Origin of the sequence: Nocardioides cavernae (genome assembly GCF_013410035.1) — a bacterium.
Taxonomy (GTDB): Bacteria; Actinomycetota; Actinomycetes; order Propionibacteriales; family Nocardioidaceae; genus Nocardioides; species Nocardioides cavernae_A.
This window is the reverse complement of the sequence record NZ_JACCBW010000002.1, coordinates 1,169,872-1,183,801: the sequence shown is the minus strand read 5'-3', so window position 1 is coordinate 1,183,801 and position 13,930 is coordinate 1,169,872. Positions and strand designations below refer to the sequence as shown.

General features: G+C 72.8%; 16 protein-coding genes. 9 read left to right on the top strand and 7 right to left on the bottom strand.

The annotated features are described in order from the left end of the window. Positions 1 to 16 precede the first annotated feature (16 nt). Together F4692_RS13190 and F4692_RS13185 are read right to left on the bottom strand one after the other, a co-directional pair. On the bottom strand, positions 17 to 454 hold the full coding sequence (locus F4692_RS13190; protein ID WP_179620070.1) for a hypothetical protein: 438 nt from the start codon (positions 452 to 454) through the stop codon (positions 17 to 19). Then, positions 451 to 1,248, bottom strand: a complete 798-nt coding sequence (locus F4692_RS13185; RefSeq protein WP_179620069.1) for a DUF4129 domain-containing protein — start codon at positions 1,246 to 1,248, stop codon at positions 451 to 453. Before F4692_RS13185 ends, F4692_RS13190 begins: the two co-directional genes overlap by 4 nt. A 158-nt stretch (positions 1,249 to 1,406) precedes the next feature. Here F4692_RS13185 and F4692_RS13180 point away from each other — a divergent pair, with 158 nt between their 5' ends. Further along, on the top strand, positions 1,407 to 3,272 hold the full coding sequence (locus F4692_RS13180; protein ID WP_179620068.1) for a hypothetical protein: 1,866 nt from the start codon (positions 1,407 to 1,409) through the stop codon (positions 3,270 to 3,272). Positions 3,273 to 3,275: 3 nt separating this feature from the next. On the opposite strand, the gene moeZ is transcribed toward F4692_RS13180, so the two are convergent. Then, on the bottom strand, positions 3,276 to 4,475 hold the full coding sequence (gene moeZ / locus F4692_RS13175) for an adenylyltransferase/sulfurtransferase MoeZ (RefSeq protein ID WP_179620067.1): 1,200 nt from the start codon (positions 4,473 to 4,475) through the stop codon (positions 3,276 to 3,278). A gap of 207 nt (positions 4,476 to 4,682) precedes the next feature. Between moeZ and F4692_RS13170 the strand changes: the two genes are divergently transcribed. From F4692_RS13170 to F4692_RS13160, 3 genes are read left to right on the top strand one after another with little or no spacing between them, the layout of a single operon-like run. Next, on the top strand, positions 4,683 to 5,270 hold the full coding sequence (locus F4692_RS13170; protein ID WP_179620501.1) for a TetR/AcrR family transcriptional regulator: 588 nt from the start codon (positions 4,683 to 4,685) through the stop codon (positions 5,268 to 5,270). Between the two features lie 58 nt (positions 5,271 to 5,328). Continuing rightward, positions 5,329 to 5,547, top strand: a complete 219-nt coding sequence (locus F4692_RS13165; RefSeq protein WP_179620066.1) for a DUF3107 domain-containing protein — start codon at positions 5,329 to 5,331, stop codon at positions 5,545 to 5,547. Positions 5,548 to 5,587: 40 nt separating this feature from the next. Further along, positions 5,588 to 5,902 carry a GlsB/YeaQ/YmgE family stress response membrane protein gene (locus tag F4692_RS13160; protein WP_308645296.1) on the top strand — a complete coding sequence of 105 codons (315 nt, stop codon included), beginning with the start codon at positions 5,588 to 5,590 and terminating at the stop codon, positions 5,900 to 5,902. 14 nt (positions 5,903 to 5,916) lie between these two features. Here F4692_RS13160 and F4692_RS13155 read toward each other — a convergent pair whose 3' ends face one another. Continuing rightward, on the bottom strand, positions 5,917 to 6,591 hold the full coding sequence (locus F4692_RS13155) for a ferritin-like fold-containing protein (protein WP_179620065.1): 675 nt from the start codon (positions 6,589 to 6,591) through the stop codon (positions 5,917 to 5,919). 119 nt (positions 6,592 to 6,710) lie between these two features. Between F4692_RS13155 and F4692_RS13150 the strand changes: the two genes are divergently transcribed. Beyond that, entirely contained in the window at positions 6,711 to 8,159 is a 1,449-nt protein-coding gene (locus F4692_RS13150) for a DEAD/DEAH box helicase (protein WP_374757301.1), read from the top strand. A 7-nt stretch (positions 8,160 to 8,166) separates the two neighbouring features. Here the strand turns inward: F4692_RS13150 and F4692_RS13145 are convergent, their stop codons facing one another. Further along, positions 8,167 to 9,015, bottom strand: a complete 849-nt coding sequence (locus F4692_RS13145) for a ParA family protein (protein ID WP_179620064.1) — start codon at positions 9,013 to 9,015, stop codon at positions 8,167 to 8,169. A 60-nt stretch (positions 9,016 to 9,075) separates the two neighbouring features. On the opposite strand from F4692_RS13145, the gene F4692_RS13140 reads away from it, so the two are divergent. The 3 genes from F4692_RS13140 to F4692_RS13130 are packed head-to-tail and all read left to right on the top strand — an operon-like array spanning position 9,076 to position 10,576. Further along, positions 9,076 to 9,828 (top strand): SDR family NAD(P)-dependent oxidoreductase, encoded by a 753-nt coding sequence (locus F4692_RS13140; RefSeq protein ID WP_179620063.1) that lies wholly within the window; start codon positions 9,076 to 9,078, stop codon positions 9,826 to 9,828. 2 nt (positions 9,829 to 9,830) lie between these two features. Beyond that, a complete protein-coding gene (locus tag F4692_RS13135; protein WP_179620062.1) occupies positions 9,831 to 10,316 on the top strand; it encodes a GNAT family N-acetyltransferase in 486 nt (161 codons plus the stop codon). Beyond that, positions 10,313 to 10,576 carry a hypothetical protein gene (locus tag F4692_RS13130; RefSeq protein WP_179620061.1) on the top strand — a complete coding sequence of 88 codons (264 nt, stop codon included), beginning with the start codon at positions 10,313 to 10,315 and terminating at the stop codon, positions 10,574 to 10,576. The genes F4692_RS13135 and F4692_RS13130 overlap by 4 nt, the downstream gene beginning before the upstream one ends. A 735-nt stretch (positions 10,577 to 11,311) precedes the next feature. Here the strand turns inward: F4692_RS13130 and F4692_RS13125 are convergent. Together F4692_RS13125 and F4692_RS13120 are read right to left on the bottom strand one after the other, a co-directional pair. Further along, complete coding sequence (locus F4692_RS13125) at positions 11,312 to 12,145, bottom strand: PHP domain-containing protein (RefSeq protein WP_179620060.1); 834 nt, start codon at positions 12,143 to 12,145, stop codon at positions 11,312 to 11,314. A 1-nt stretch (position 12,146) separates the two neighbouring features. Further along, positions 12,147 to 12,716 carry a histidine phosphatase family protein gene (locus F4692_RS13120; RefSeq protein WP_179620059.1) on the bottom strand — a complete coding sequence of 190 codons (570 nt, stop codon included), beginning with the start codon at positions 12,714 to 12,716 and terminating at the stop codon, positions 12,147 to 12,149. Between the two features lie 39 nt (positions 12,717 to 12,755). On the opposite strand from F4692_RS13120, the gene F4692_RS13115 reads away from it, so the two are divergent. After that, complete coding sequence (locus F4692_RS13115) at positions 12,756 to 13,928, top strand: MFS transporter (protein WP_179620058.1); 1,173 nt, start codon at positions 12,756 to 12,758, stop codon at positions 13,926 to 13,928. Positions 13,929 to 13,930 lie beyond the last annotated feature (2 nt).

The following is a 13,930-nucleotide window of genomic DNA, read 5'->3' as shown; positions in this document are numbered from 1 at the left end:
CTCGTGGGCGGGGGTGTCAGCGTGGGTCACGGAGGTCCTCGATTCGGGTCAGGATGCGGTCGATGTCGGCCGGGGTGATGCGGCGCTGGCCGGCGAGCTCGCGCTCGAGCTCGGCCGCCAGGGCCGGGTCGCGGCCCCGGGCGAGCGCGACGAGACGGTGCGCCAGCGCGTCGGACGGCTGGTCCGCCTGCCGGTGGCTGGTGAGGACGCGCAGGTCCGAGGTGGCCTCGTCGACGCGGTCCCGCGGGGCGGGCAGACCGTGCTGCCACGTCGCGACCGGCGCGTCCACGCTGTCGACCACGAGGAAGCACATCGTCAGCACGACGACGGCCCACACGACGTACGGCAGCGGCCGGGGCTCGAAGTCGAGGAGCACGGCTGCGCCCCAGCCGAGGGCGGCCAGGACCACGCCGCCCACGAGCCGGCCGCCCCATCCCTCCGGCAGCCGCCTCACGCCCGGTCCCCCAGGCTCCGCCGGATGCCGGCGAGGGCGGCGAGCGCCTCGGACCGGTGCTGCTCGGTGATCGGGTGGTCGGAGAAGCGCGCCTCGCGGTAGAGCTCGGCGAGGCGGTTCACCGGCCCGGTGTCGGCATCGGCGAGGTCGAGGATCCGCAGCGTGTACTCGGAAGAGGTCTCCGCGGCGAGCCGGGGCACGCCCGCCCGCTCGCCCTGCACCTCGAAACGGTGCCACGCGGCGACGATCGCGTTGCGGGGGTCGCCGTCGCGCAGGACGGCCTCGTGCTCCTCGGCGTCGCGCTCGACCTGCTCGACGACCCGCAGCGGCTCGTCGAGCGTCGTGAACCCGACCTCGGCGCGTACACCGTCGCGACGCCGGGCGAGGACCCCGCGCGCGGCGAGCACGACCATCCACGCGACGAACGCCGTGGCGCCGAGGACGACCGCGCCGAGGAAGAGCCAGATCAGCACCTTCAGCCACAGCGGGGGCGGGTTGTCCTCGACGATGCGGCGGTACTCCTCGCTGCCGGCCGGCGGCGGGTCGCAGTAGTCGCGCTCCGCGAAGTCCTCGGGGATGACGACCTCGACCGAGCCGTCGGCCAGCGTGCGGACGGGCAGCGGGATGCAGGTCTCGGTCGGGGTGGACGCCGGCCCGGGGCGCGGCCCGGGCCCGGTGAAGACCTCGTCCGGCCCGATCACCGTCGCCCAGGCGACCAGCACCATGAACAGGCACGTCGCGGCGACCGCGGCCACGGCCCGCACGGCCGGCGTCCAGTCCCCGGGAGCGCGCATGGCGCGACCCTAGGCGAGGAGGGGCGAGGACCGCGAGGTGGTGCCAGCACCCGTGTTCGGTAAAGGTTCGCCGATCCGCCCACGGGGCGCACGGCACCGGTCCTAGCGTGCGGGTGCTCGGGCGCGTGGCCCGCGCCCGTTCTCCCCAAGGGGTTGCCGTGATCCGTTCCGTCCGTCGCGCCCGGCCGCTCGGCCTCGCGCTCACCCTGCTCGCCACCGCGTCGGTCGTCCTCGTGATGCCGGCCGTCCCCGCCACGGCCGCTCCGGCCCTCAACCCGCTCGAGTGCCACCACGCGGTGGACGGCACGGACTTCACGAGCGGGACGGACGTCTCGGACCTCGTGTCGTGCTCGATCGTCGCTCCGAGCGACGGCAAGGTCGTCCTGGTCGCCACGGCGAGCGTGGCGTACGACACCGCGGACTCCGAGGCGCTCTACGAGGTCGCCGTCGACGGCGCAGTCGGCCGCAACCAGCGGTGGGTGGACGTCAGCTCCGCTCCCGGCGACGGGACCGACCGGTCCGTGGCGATCACCGCCCTGACCTCGGTCACGGACGGCTCCCACACGTTCACCATGCGGGTCCGGCGCAGCGCCGGCACCGGGCGCATCGCGACCTACGACCCGTCCGTCTGGGCGCTCTTCATCCCCAGCGGGAGCCCGTACGCGACGTGCGCGCCCGCCGTGCCGCTCGACTGGACCGCCACGCAGGCGGCCATGTCGACGGTCAGCTCGTGCACGCTCGACGTGACCAGCCCCAGCAGGGTCCTCGTGCTGGGGTCCGCGAGCGCGGCGTACAGCGACGCCGACTACGAGGGACGCGTCCGCGTCGGGATCGACCAGCCTCAGGGCTCCACCGCCTCCGACCGCTACTTCGACATCACGTCGGCCGGCAGCGACGGCGCCGACCGCACGGTCGCCACGCAGCACAGCGACGTCGTCGCCGCGGGGTCCCACACCATCACCCTCAACGCCGCCCGCCAGGGCGGGACCGGGACGGTCAAGCTCTACCGCCCGTCGCTCCTCGCGATCGCCGTCCCGACGTCCTCGACCGGCCTGCAGGTGTGCGCCGGAGGCGTCGACACCGTCTGGGTCAACCCGTCGACCACCAGCACCTCGATGACCGCGTGCGACCTGACCGCGACGAGGGCCGGGAGCGCGCTCGTCGTCGGGACCGCCAGTGCCGGTATCGGCGCAGGGGGCTCCCCCTACGAGAGCCAGTTCCTGCTGACGGTGGGTGGGGACGGAGCCCCCGCCACCGACCGCTACGTCGACGTGGTCGCCGACGGCGGCGACGGTGACGACGTGGCCGTCGCGGACTCGTCCGCGGTCCCCGTCGGGGCCGGGACGAGGACCGTCTCCTTCCTGGGCCGGGTCTACACCACCGGGGGGCCGCTGCTGACCTACGACCCCGGGGTCGCAGCGATCTTCGTGCCGCAGCCCGACCTCACCGCGCCGACCGTCACGGTCACCTCCGCGCCCACCGACGGCACCTCGACCTCGGTGTCCGCGGCGTTCACGGTCGACGCGGACGCGACCACCACCTGCTCGCTCGACGGCGCGCCCGGCCAGCCGTGCGCGGGCACCTACGGTGCGACCGGCCTCGCCGTGGGTCCGCACACCCTCACGATCGTCGCGACCGACACCGTCGGCAACCAGACGACCAGGGTGCTCTCGTGGACGGTGGCGGCGCCCGCCCCGGCGACGGCCCCGACCCCGACGCCGACCCCGACCCCCGCGCCGCCCACTGCTCTGGAGGTGCGCCTGAGCGGCACGAAGGTCGCCGTCAACGCCGTCCTCCAGCGGGTCCGCGCCTCGAAGGCGTGCCCCCGACGCGCGACGGTGGTCGTCAGGAAGGGCCGCACGGTCCTCACCACGACCACGCTCCCGGCGAAGGCGGTCGGTGCGGGCTGCCGCGTCGCCGGCACCGTGAAGGTGTCGCCGAAGCCGGCGGCCCGGGCGAAGGTCAAGGTCACCGTGTCCGGCAAGAACCTCAGGAGCCGAACGATCGCGGCCGTCCGCGCCTGAGGGTCAGTACGCCGGCTGGCTGGGGTCGATCTGGCTCACCCAGGCGACCACGCCGCCACCGACGTGCACGGCGTCGGCGTAGCCCGCGCCCTTCACGATGGCGAGGACCTCCGCCGAGCGGACGCCCGACTTGCAGTGCAGCACGATCGGCTTGTCGCTGGGCAGGTCGCCCAGGGCGTTGCCGTTGAGGAACTCGCCCTTGGGGATCAGCACCGAGCCGGGGATCTTGTTGATCTCGTACTCGTTGGGCTCGCGGACGTCGATGAGGGTGAAGTCGCGCTCGCCGTTGTCGCGCTCCTTCAGCATGTGCTCGAGCTGCACGACCGAGATCGTCGACCCGGCCGCGGCGTCGGCGGCCTCGTCGGAGACCGCGCCGCAGAAGGCGTCGTAGTCGATGAGGCCGGTCACCGTGGCGTTCTCGCCGCACAGCGCGCAGCTCGGGTCCTTGCGCACCTTGAGCTTGCGCCACTCGAGCTCGAGGGCGTCGTAGATGACGAGCTTGCCGATGGCGGGGTCGCCGATGCCGGTCAGCAGCTTGATCGCCTCGTTGACCTGGATCGAGCCGATGCTCGCGCACAGGACGCCGAGCACGCCGCCCTCGGCGCAGCTCGGGACCATGCCCGGCGGCGGGGGCTCGGGGTAGAGGCAGCGGTAGCAGGGGGCGTCGTCGGCCATCGTGGGCGCGAAGACCGACGCCTGGCCGTCGAAGCGGTAGATCGACCCCCACACGTAGGGGATGCCGAGGAAGTAGGCCGCGTCGTTGACCATGTAGCGGGTCGCGAAGTTGTCGGTGCCGTCGAGGATGAGGTCGTAGCCCTCGAAGATCCCCATGACGTTGTCGTTGTCGAGGCGCTCGTTGTGCACGACCACCTCGACGTAGGGGTTGACCTCGGCGATCGACTCCTTCGCGGACTCGGCCTTGGGTCGGCCGATGTCGGACATGCCGTGGATGATCTGGCGCTGCAGGTTGGACTCGTCGACCTCGTCGAACTCGGCGATGCCGAGCGTCCCGACGCCGGCGGCGGCCAGGTAGAGCAGGGCCGGGGACCCCAGGCCGCCCGCGCCGATGACCAGCACCTTGGCGTTCTTCAGGCGCTTCTGCCCCGCCATGCCCACGTCGGGGATGATCAGGTGGCGGCTGTAGCGGCGTACCTCGTCGACGGTGAGCTCGTCTGCGGGCTCCACCAGGGGTGCGAACGACACGTCTTCTCCTTGACTCGGGTGTGGGTGCAACAGCACCGACGTCCTCCATGTTCCACGTGGGGTGGTGAGCGGCTCGACGACGTCCCGAGATGCGGACTGAGGCGTGCAGGCGCCGGGCGGCTAGGCTCAGCGCGACCGACTACCCAGGAGTACGACGTGACTGCAGGCCAGCTGGACCCCGACGCCCCGCGACCCCGCGGTGGGCGGATGCCGCGGCGCGAGCGCCGCGTCCAGCTGCTCGAGTCGGCCCTCGAGGTGTTCGTCGCGCAGGGCTACCACGCGGCCGCGATGGACGACATCGCCGAGCGGGCTGGCGTGTCCAAGCCCGTGCTCTACCAGCACTTCCCGGGCAAGCTCGACCTCTACCTCGCGCTCCTCGACGCCTCGTGCGACATGATCATCGACAACTGCCGCGAGGCCCTCGCGTCGACCACGGACAACAAGGACCGCGTCGCCGCGACGATGAAGGTGTTCTACAGCTACGTCGCGTCCGAGGAGGGCGCGTTCCGGCTGGTCTTCGAGTCCGACCTCACCAGCGAGCCCGACGTGCGCGAGCGCGTCGACCGGGTCACGACCGAGTGCGCGGCCATGATCGCCGACGTCATCCGCACCGACACCGGCCTGCCCGACCAGGCCTCGGAGCTGCTGGCGGTGTCCCTGGTGGGAATGGCGCAGGTGTCGGCGAGGTTCTGGCTCGCGGGCGGTGGCGACATCGCGCAGGACGACGCGGCCGCGCTCATCGCCGGCCTCGCCTGGCGCGGCATCCGGGGCTACCCGATGACCGACGACCACTGACCCGGCACACTCGACCCGAATCCCTGACCAGCAGGAACGACCAGCAAGGAGCACCACCGTGGAGGTCAAGATCGGCGTGCAGCAGGCCCAGCGCGAGCTGGTCCTCGAGACCGACAGCACGCCGGAGGACGTCGAGAAGATGCTCGGCGACGCGCTCGCCGGCAACGGCGTGCTGCACCTGAAGGACACCAAGGGCCGCGCCGTCGTGGTCCCGGCCGACAAGATCGCCTACGTCGAGCTCGGCTCCCCCACCTCCAGCACCGTCGGCTTCCGCTGACCGGTCCCCGACCTCACAGCAACGCCGAGGAGCACCCGTCGTGGGCCTGATCTGGACCGTGATCGTCACGATCCTGCTCGGGCTCGTCATCGGCTTCCTCGGCAAGGCGGTCGCCCCGGGCTCGCGCGACAACATCCCGCTGTGGCTGACGGTCGTGTGCGGCATCGTCGGCGCGTTCGTCGGCAACTGGCTCTACTTCGCGATCTTCGGGGTCTCCGACACCTACCCGGGCGGCGACCGCTACGACACCAGCCGCGGCCTGGACTGGTGGCGCCACGCCTGGCAGGTCGGGGTGGCCGCCGTGCTGGTGGTCGTCGCCGCGACGATCACCGGACGCCGCGACCGCGACGCCTGACGTACGCGCTCGCCTCAGGCCTCGAGCCCGAGCTCGGCCATCCGGGCCGCGTGCAGCTCGGTGAGCCGGGTGAACATCCGCCCGAGGGCGGCGAGGTCGAGGCCCGGGCGGTCCACGCCCCCGGCCAGCAGCGCGGTGAGCGAGTCGCGGTCGCCCGCGACGCGCTGCGCCTGCGTGAGTGCCTCTCCCATCAGCCGGCGGCCCCAGAGCGCGAGCCGGCCGCCGAGGCGGTGGTCCTCCGCGATGCCCGCGCGGACCCGCTCGACGATGAAGGCCGTCTGCCCGGAGTCCTCGAGCGAGCTGATGATCACCTCGCGGGTCTCGGCGTCGAGGTAGGCCGCGATCTCGCGGTAGAAGTCCGCGGCGAGGCCGTCGCCGACGTACGCCTTGATCAGGCCCTCGTAGTAGTCCGACGGCGCTGTGTGGGCGTGGAAGCCGTCGAAGCTGTCGCGGAAGGCCTGCATCGCCTCGTAGGGATCGGCCCCGAGCTGCTCGAGCCGCTCGACGAGCTTCTGCAGGTGCGCGAACTCGGCCGTCGCCATCGCCCCGATCGCGATCTTGTCGTCGATGCCGGGCGCCATCTTGGCGTCCTCGACGAGGCGCTCGAAGGCGGAGAGCTCGCCGTACGCGATCGCCCCGAGGAGGTCGACTGCGGCTCGGCGGTAGTCCTCGTCGGGCGATTCCGTCATGTTCGCAGCCTAGCGATACGATGATGCCGACCGAGCCGCCGACGTTCTGCCGGTGGCCGCCTGTATGTGCGCGGTCGGCATTCCCTCCCCCAACCGAGTGGAGGGAGCTTTCGAGTGGCCTGACCGCATACGCGTGGGACATCCAACTCCATCCGAAAGCGACTCCATTCGTGACGACCACCTTCCGTGACCTCGGCGTGCAGGCCGAGATCTGCGACGCCCTCGAGCGCGCCGGCATCACCACCCCCTTCGCCATCCAGGAGATGACCCTCTCGGTCGCGCTCCTCGGCACCGACCTCATCGGCCAGGCCCGCACGGGCACCGGCAAGACCCTCGCCTTCGGCATCCCGGTGCTGCAGCGCTCGGTCTCCCCGCGCGACCCGGCGTACGCCGACATGCCGCAGGGCAAGCCGCAGGCGCTCATCGTCGCGCCCACCCGCGAGCTCGCGCTGCAGGTCTCGAGCGACCTGTCCATCGCCAGCGCCGACACGGGCCTGCGTGTCCTCACCGTCTACGGCGGCGTCGGCTACGACACCCAGCTCGAGGCGCTCGAGGCCGGCGTCGACATCGTCGTCGGCACCCCCGGTCGCCTCATCGACCTGGCCAACCGCCGCGCGCTCGACCTCTCCCACGTGCACGCCCTCGTGCTCGACGAGGCCGACGAGATGCTCGACCTCGGCTTCCTGCCCGACGTCATCACCCTGCTCTCCAAGACCCCGGAGACGCGGCAGACGATGCTGTTCTCCGCGACCATGCCGGCCGCGATCGTCGCGCTGGCCCGCACGCACATGCGCCACCCGATGAACATCCGCGCCGAGTCCTCGTACGACACCACGATGGTGCCGGCCACGGCGCAGTTCATCTACCTGGCCCACGACCTCGACAAGCCGGAGATCATCGGGCGCGTCCTGCAGGCCGAGGACGCCGAGAAGATCATCGTCTTCACCCGCACCAAGCGTCAGGCCCAGCGGGTCGCCGACGACCTGGTCGAGCGTGGGTTCAGCGCCTCGCCGCTGCACGGCGACATGGCGCAGGTCGCGCGCGAGAAGGCGCTCGCCAAGTTCCGCGAGGACAAGATCCGGGTGCTCGTCGCCACCGACGTCGCGGCGCGCGGCATCGACGTGCGCGGTGTCTCCCACGTCATCAACTACACCTGCCCCGAGGACGACAAGACCTACGTGCACCGCATCGGCCGCACCGGTCGCGCGGGCGCGTCGGGCATCGCGATCACCTTCGTCGACTGGGCGGACCTGCACCGCTGGAAGATGATCAACAAGGCGCTCGACCTGCCCTTCCCCGACCCGCAGGAGACCTACTCGACCTCCGAGCACCTCTTCCACGACCAGGGCATCCCGGTCGGCACCAAGGGCCGGATCGTCGACCCCGCCCCGGTGGAGAGGAAGGAGCGGGCCCCGCGCGAGCGTCGCTCCTCCGACCGTTCGGGCTCCGACCGTTCGGGCTCGGACCGCTCCGGCTCCTCGGAGAAGTCCGGCGACGCCCCGCGCCGCCGCAACCGCAGCCGTCGCCGCACGCGTGGCGGCGAGTCGGTCGAGGCCCCGAAGGCCTGACCCGCGCTCACCTCGTGCGAGCGGGCTTCCTCACCACCTTCTTCGGACGGGGGCGGGAGGCCCGCTCGACGAGGTTCCGGGCCACCTCGCGGTAGGCGACGGCGCCCTTGCTGCTGCGGCTCGTCGCCAGGATCGACCGACCGGCGGCGGGCGCCTCGGCGAACTTGATCGTCTTGGGGATCGGCGGCTCGACGACCTCGAGGTCGTAGGTCTCGCTGATCGTCTCCAGCACGGTCCGCGCGTGGGTCGTACGCCCGTCGTAGAGCGTCGGCAGCACGCCCCACACCTCGAGGCCGCGGTTGGTGAAGCGGCGCACGTCGTGCACCGTGTCGAGCAGCTGCCCGACCCCCCGGTGCGACAGGGTCTCGCACTGCAGCGGCACCAGCACGCCGTCCGCGGCGGTGAGCGCGGCGACCGTCAGCACGCCGAGCGAGGGCGGGCAGTCGAGCAGCACCCAGTCGTACGGCCCCTCCTCGCTGTCGGCGAGGTCGTCGGCCAGCTGCTCCAGGGCGCCCTTGATGACGTGCTCGCGTCCGGTCCGGGTCAGCAGGTCGGCCTCGGCGCGGGCGAGCTCGATGGTCGCCGGCAGGACGTCGACGCCGTCCTCGGTCTCGATGATGACCTCGGCCGGGTCCACGCCCTGGGTGAGGACGTGGTGCACCGAGGTGTCGAGGTCCTCTGGGTCGATGCCGAGCGAGAACGTGAGGCACGCCTGCGGGTCGAGGTCGACCAGCAGCACGCGGTGCCCGAGCTCGGCCAGCGCGGCGCCGATCGAGGCGACGGAGGTGGTCTTGGCGACGCCACCCTTCTGGTTGGCGACGGCCAGCGTCACGCTGGCGGGCTTCTGGGGGCTCATTGCCCGCAATTGTGCCGGACGGGATGGCCGCCTCCACAGGACACCTGAAATGCTGGGGGCATGAGCACTGCACTGATCACCGGCGCGACCGCCGGCATCGGCCACGAGTACGCCGTCCAGCTCGCCGCGCGCGGTGACGACCTCGTCCTGGTCGCCCGCGACGCCGCCCGGCTCGAGGAGGTCGCGGCGGACCTGCGCCGTACGCACCAGGTCGAGGTCGAGGTCCTCGTCGCCGACCTCGTCGACCGCGAGCAGCTCGCCCTCGTCGAGGCCCGGCTGGCCGACCGCGACCGGCCCGTCGACCTGCTGGTGAACAACGCCGGCTTCGGGCTCAAGCAGCGCTTCCTCGACAACTCCGCCGACGACGAGACGGCGATGCTCGAGGTCCTCGTCACCGCCGTGCTCCGGCTCAGCCACGCGGCGCTCGGCGCGATGGCCGAGCGCGGCCACGGCGGGATCATCAACGTCTCCAGCGTCGCGGCCTTCCTCCCCCGCGGCTCCTACTCCGCCGCCAAGGCGTGGGTGAACAGCTTCAGCGAGTGGGCGCACATGGAGTACAAGCCCCGCGGCGTGCAGGTCATGGCCCTGTGCCCGGGCTTCACCAAGACCGAGTTCCACGAGCGCATGGAGGTCACGCGCGGCGAGGGCTTCATGTGGCTCGACGTGGACTTCCTCGTCCGCACCTCCCTGGCGGACTTCGCGAAGGGTCGCGCGTACTCCATCCCCGGGATGCAGTACAAGGCCATCCGGGTGCTGACGACCGCGATCCCCAACCGCGTGCTGCGGCTGACGCAGTCGATGGGGCGCCGCTGAGGATGCGCATCGCCCCCGCGCGCGTCGAGGACGCCGCCGCGCTCACCGACCTGCACCTCGACGTGTGGGAGGAGGCGTACGCCCGGCTCGTGCCCGCGGACGTCCTCACCGAGCGTCGCGCCACCCGCGCGGACCGGGTCGATCGGTGGCGGGGCCTGCTCTCGCCGGGGGCCATGGAGACGCTGCTGGCGTGGTCGGAGGACGGCACGCTCGTCGGCTTCGCCAGCACCGGTCCGGGCCGGGACGGTCCGCACGAGGGGCTCCCCGGGCTGGAGCTCATGGCGCTCTACGTGCGGGCGTCGGCGTACGGCACGGGCGTGGGCCACGCGCTGCTCACGGCCGCGGTCGGGACGTCCGCGTGCTACCTCTGGGTGCTGGACGGCAACGACCGTGCGGTCGCGTTCTACGAGCGCCAGGGGTTCCGGTCCGACGGCGCGAGGAGGAGCGACGACGTCGGCTCCGAGCACCGGATGGTGCGGCGGGCATGACGGTGTACGTGGTGTGGACGTCCGCCGACCTGCGCGAGCTCGACCCGCAGGACCTGCCCGGCCCGTGGCGCGAGGTCGTGATCGCCGCCGAGGGACTGGCGTTCGTCGAGTCCGACGACAGCCTCTCCGCCGTCCACCACGCGATGAAGTGGTCCCTCCCGGACGGCTCCGCCCTCGCTGTCGCGCCGCTGGCGGGCGTACCGAAGGCCAAGGGCCTCGCCCCGGGGACGAACGGCTGGCTCAGGAGACGGATGGCGTGACGGTCGTGCGGCTCGGCCGGGGTCGGGGGCTACAACCGCCACACGTGTCCGAGAAGTGGCCCCTGGACGCGTCGATTGAGGGCCACAACCGCCACACGTGTCCGCGAAACCGCCCCCAGACCTCTTGCCGGACCGGCCCAGGACGCGACCACGGCGACAGGACCGGGGTCCCCGGGTGAGGGTGGAACCTGCGGGTCACCTGGTGACTCGGGGACTCCCACCATCCCGCCGGCGACCGGAGCCGGCGCTTTCGTTGACCTCCCCGCGCAGACGTGAGGGCCACAACCGCCGCACATGTCCTAGAAGTGGCCCTCGGACGCCCCGATCGAGGGCCACAAGCGCCACACGTGTCCGCGAAACCGCCCGCCGGGACCTCTTGTCGGATTGGGTCAGGACCACAACCACCGCACGTGTCCGAGGAGGGGGCCCTCAACGCCCCGGTTGAGGGCCACGACCGCCACACGTGTCCGCGAAACCGCCCTCGAACCTCGTGCCGGACCGGCCCAGGACGCGACCACGGCGACAGGACCGGGGTCGCCGGGTGAGGGTGGAACCTGCGGGTCACCTGGTGACTCGGGGACTCCACCATCCCGCCGGCGACCGGAGCCGGCGCTTTCGTTGACCTCCCCGCGCAGACGTGAGGACCACAACCGCCGCACGTGTCCTAGAAGTGGCCCTCGGACGCCCCGATCGAGGGCCACAAGCGCCACACGTGTCCGCGAAACCGCCCCCGGGTCACCGCCGGACCAGCGACATCAGCCGCTCGTACTGCTCCGGGTCGGTGGTGTTGACCCCGAGGTCGTGGTCGACCTTGCCCAGGCCGTGGTGGTCGCTGCTGCCGGTGACGACGAGGTCGAGGTCGCGGGCGATGGCGCGGAGCTCGGCGCGGGCCTCGGCGGAGTGGTCCTGGTGGTCCACCTCGATGCCGGCGAGCCCGAGGTCCTTGAGCGCGGCGAGCGCCTCGGGGGTCACCACCGAGCGGCTCCCCCGGCCCCACGGGTGAGCGACGACGGCGACGCCGCCGGCGTCCGTCACGAGCCCGACCATGTCCTCGAGCCGCGACGCGTAGCGGTTGACGTAGCCGGGCTGGCCGGGGCTGAGCAGGGTCGCGAACGCCTCGGTGCGGTCACGCACCACGCCGAGCCGCGCGAGGGCGTCGGCGACGTGCGGGCGCCCGGCGGCGACGGAGCCGCCGGACTCGCGGCGTACGTCCTCCTCGGTGATGTCGACGCCGTGCTCGCGCAGGGCACTGACGATGGCGGGCGTCCGCTCGGTGCGCCCGACGAGGATGCGGTCGAGCTCGGCGACGAGGGGCGGGTACGCCGGGTCGGGCAGGTAGCCGAGCAGGTGGACGCCGCGATGGTGGAAGCGGGTGCTGACCTCGAGGCCCGGCACGAGGGTGATGCCGACCTCGTCGGCCGCCCGCCGCGCCTCGTCCCAGCCCGACATGGCGTCGTGGTCGGTCAGCGCGACGACGTCGAGGCCCGCGGCGGCGGCCTCGCGGACCAGGTCGCCGGGGGTGTCCGTGCCGTCGCTGGCCGAGGAGTGCGTGTGGAGGTCGATGCGCACGTCAGCTGTTCCACCGCAGCAGGACCGGGGTCTCCCGCTCGAAGCCGAGCACCGAGACGGTCGAGGTGTCGAGCCGGAAGAAGCGGCCCTCGTCCGGCGGCTGCTGCAGCCACCGGGCGGTGAGGACGCGCAGCGAGTGGCCGTGGGCGAACACGAGGGTGCGCTCGTGCGACTGCGCCCGCGCGATCACGCGGTCGAGCCGGGCCGCGACCTCGTCGGCGGTCTCGCCCCCGGGCGTCGGGTGCGTCCAGACCGTCCAGCCGGGGACGGTCTCGCGGATCTTCGCGGTGGTCACGCCCTCGTAGTCGCCGTAGGCCCACTCGGCGAGGTCGTCGTCGACCTCGGCGTGCCCGTAGCCGGCCAGCTCGGCGGTGCGTCGCGCGCGCTGCCGCGGGCTCGTCAGCACCAGGTCGAAGTCGACGTCGTAGAGCCGGGGGCCGAGCGAGATCGCGGCCTCCTCGCCCTCGTCGGTCAGCGGCAGGTCGGTGGTCGAGGTGTGGCGGCCGGCACGGCTCCACTCGGTCTCGCCGTGGCGCACCACCCAGAGCTCGGGACCGGTCACGGACGACATGCAGCGAGTCTCCCACGAGCGGGCCGGAGCCCTGCCACCATGCTCGACATGCCGGACCTCCGCCGTGCGCGGCTCGCCATCGCCGCCGCCTTCCTCACCCAGGGCCTGGTGTTCATCAGCCTCACCACCCGGCTGCCGCGCATCCAGAATCGCTGGGACCTCGACGAGCTCGCGCTGTCCGGCGTGCTGCTGATGATGGTGCTCCTCGCGGGCGTCGGGTCGCTCGTGGCCGAACGCCTCGCCCCGCGCCTCGACAGCGCGGTCGTGCTCCGCGTGGGCCTGGTCGTGGTCGCCGCGGCGGTCGCGGTCGTCGTGCTCGCCCCGGTGTCGCCGGTGTTCGTGCTCGGTCTCGCGGCGTACGGCGTCGGGCTGGGCCTCGTCGACGCCACCGGCAACATGCAGGCCGTCGCACTGGAGCACCGGCTCGGCCGCGTGGTGCTGCCGTCGTGCCACGGGGCGTGGACCCTCGGCGGCGTCATCGGCGCACTCGTCACCCTGGGCACCGCGGACGTCCCGTGGTCGGCCGTCGCGCTGGTCGCCCTCCTGCCCCTCGCGGCGGCCGCGGCGCCGTACCTCCCGCGCGACCACGGCGAGGCGGCGACCTCGACGGAGACCGACGTGCCCTGGCGCGCGATCGTGATGATCGGCCTGGCGCTCGTGGCGTTCTACACCGTCGACACGGCGGCGGCGACGTGGGGACCGGTCTACCTCGACGACGTCTTCGCCGCGCCCGAGGAGCTGGTCGCGCTGGCGACCCTGCCCTACCTCGTGGCCAGCGGGCTCGTACGCCTCGCGGGTGACCGCCTGACCAAGCAGGTGGGGGCCGTACGCCTCCTGCGCGCCGGTGCGGCCGTCGCGTTCGTCGCCCTCGCGATCGTCGTCGCGGCGCCGTCATGGCCGGTCGCGGTGCTCGGCTTCACGCTGCTCGGCTGCGGCGTGGCCGTCGTCGCCCCGCTGAGCTTCTCGGCCGCGGCCGCGCTGGCCTCACGCGACGCCGACCCGGCGACCCGGCAGGCGCGGGTCGACGCGGTCGTCGCGAGGTTCAACCAGTTCAACTACGCGGGCGCCCTGCTGGGGGCCGTGATGACCGGCGCGGTGGGGTCGGGCTCCCTGCGGATCGGCTTCGCGGTCCCGCTGGTGCTGGTGGTGGCGCTGTTCTGGCTGGCGCGCGCCTTCGCGCCGGCGGACGAGGTGCCCGCCGGCGCGTCGTAGGC

Excerpts from the sequence above, each read along its gene's own strand:
- F4692_RS13120 (WP_179620059.1), bottom strand. The coding sequence starts at position 12,716 with ATGTCGTCCGTGACCGGTCCCGAGCTCTGGGTGGTGCGCCACGGCGAG.
- F4692_RS13140 (WP_179620063.1), top strand. The coding sequence starts at position 9,076 with ATGAGCACTGCACTGATCACCGGCGCGACCGCCGGCATCGGCCACGAG.
- F4692_RS13145 (WP_179620064.1), bottom strand. The coding sequence starts at position 9,015 with ATGAGCCCCCAGAAGCCCGCCAGCGTGACGCTGGCCGTCGCCAACCAG.
- F4692_RS13185 (WP_179620069.1), bottom strand. The coding sequence starts at position 1,248 with ATGCGCGCTCCCGGGGACTGGACGCCGGCCGTGCGGGCCGTGGCCGCG.
- F4692_RS13155 (WP_179620065.1), bottom strand. The coding sequence starts at position 6,591 with ATGACGGAATCGCCCGACGAGGACTACCGCCGAGCCGCAGTCGACCTC.
- F4692_RS13135 (WP_179620062.1), top strand. The coding sequence starts at position 9,831 with ATGCGCATCGCCCCCGCGCGCGTCGAGGACGCCGCCGCGCTCACCGAC.
- F4692_RS13115 (WP_179620058.1), top strand. The coding sequence starts at position 12,756 with ATGCTCGACATGCCGGACCTCCGCCGTGCGCGGCTCGCCATCGCCGCC.
- F4692_RS13170 (WP_179620501.1), top strand. The coding sequence starts at position 4,683 with ATGCCGCGGCGCGAGCGCCGCGTCCAGCTGCTCGAGTCGGCCCTCGAG.
- F4692_RS13130 (WP_179620061.1), top strand. The coding sequence starts at position 10,313 with ATGACGGTGTACGTGGTGTGGACGTCCGCCGACCTGCGCGAGCTCGAC.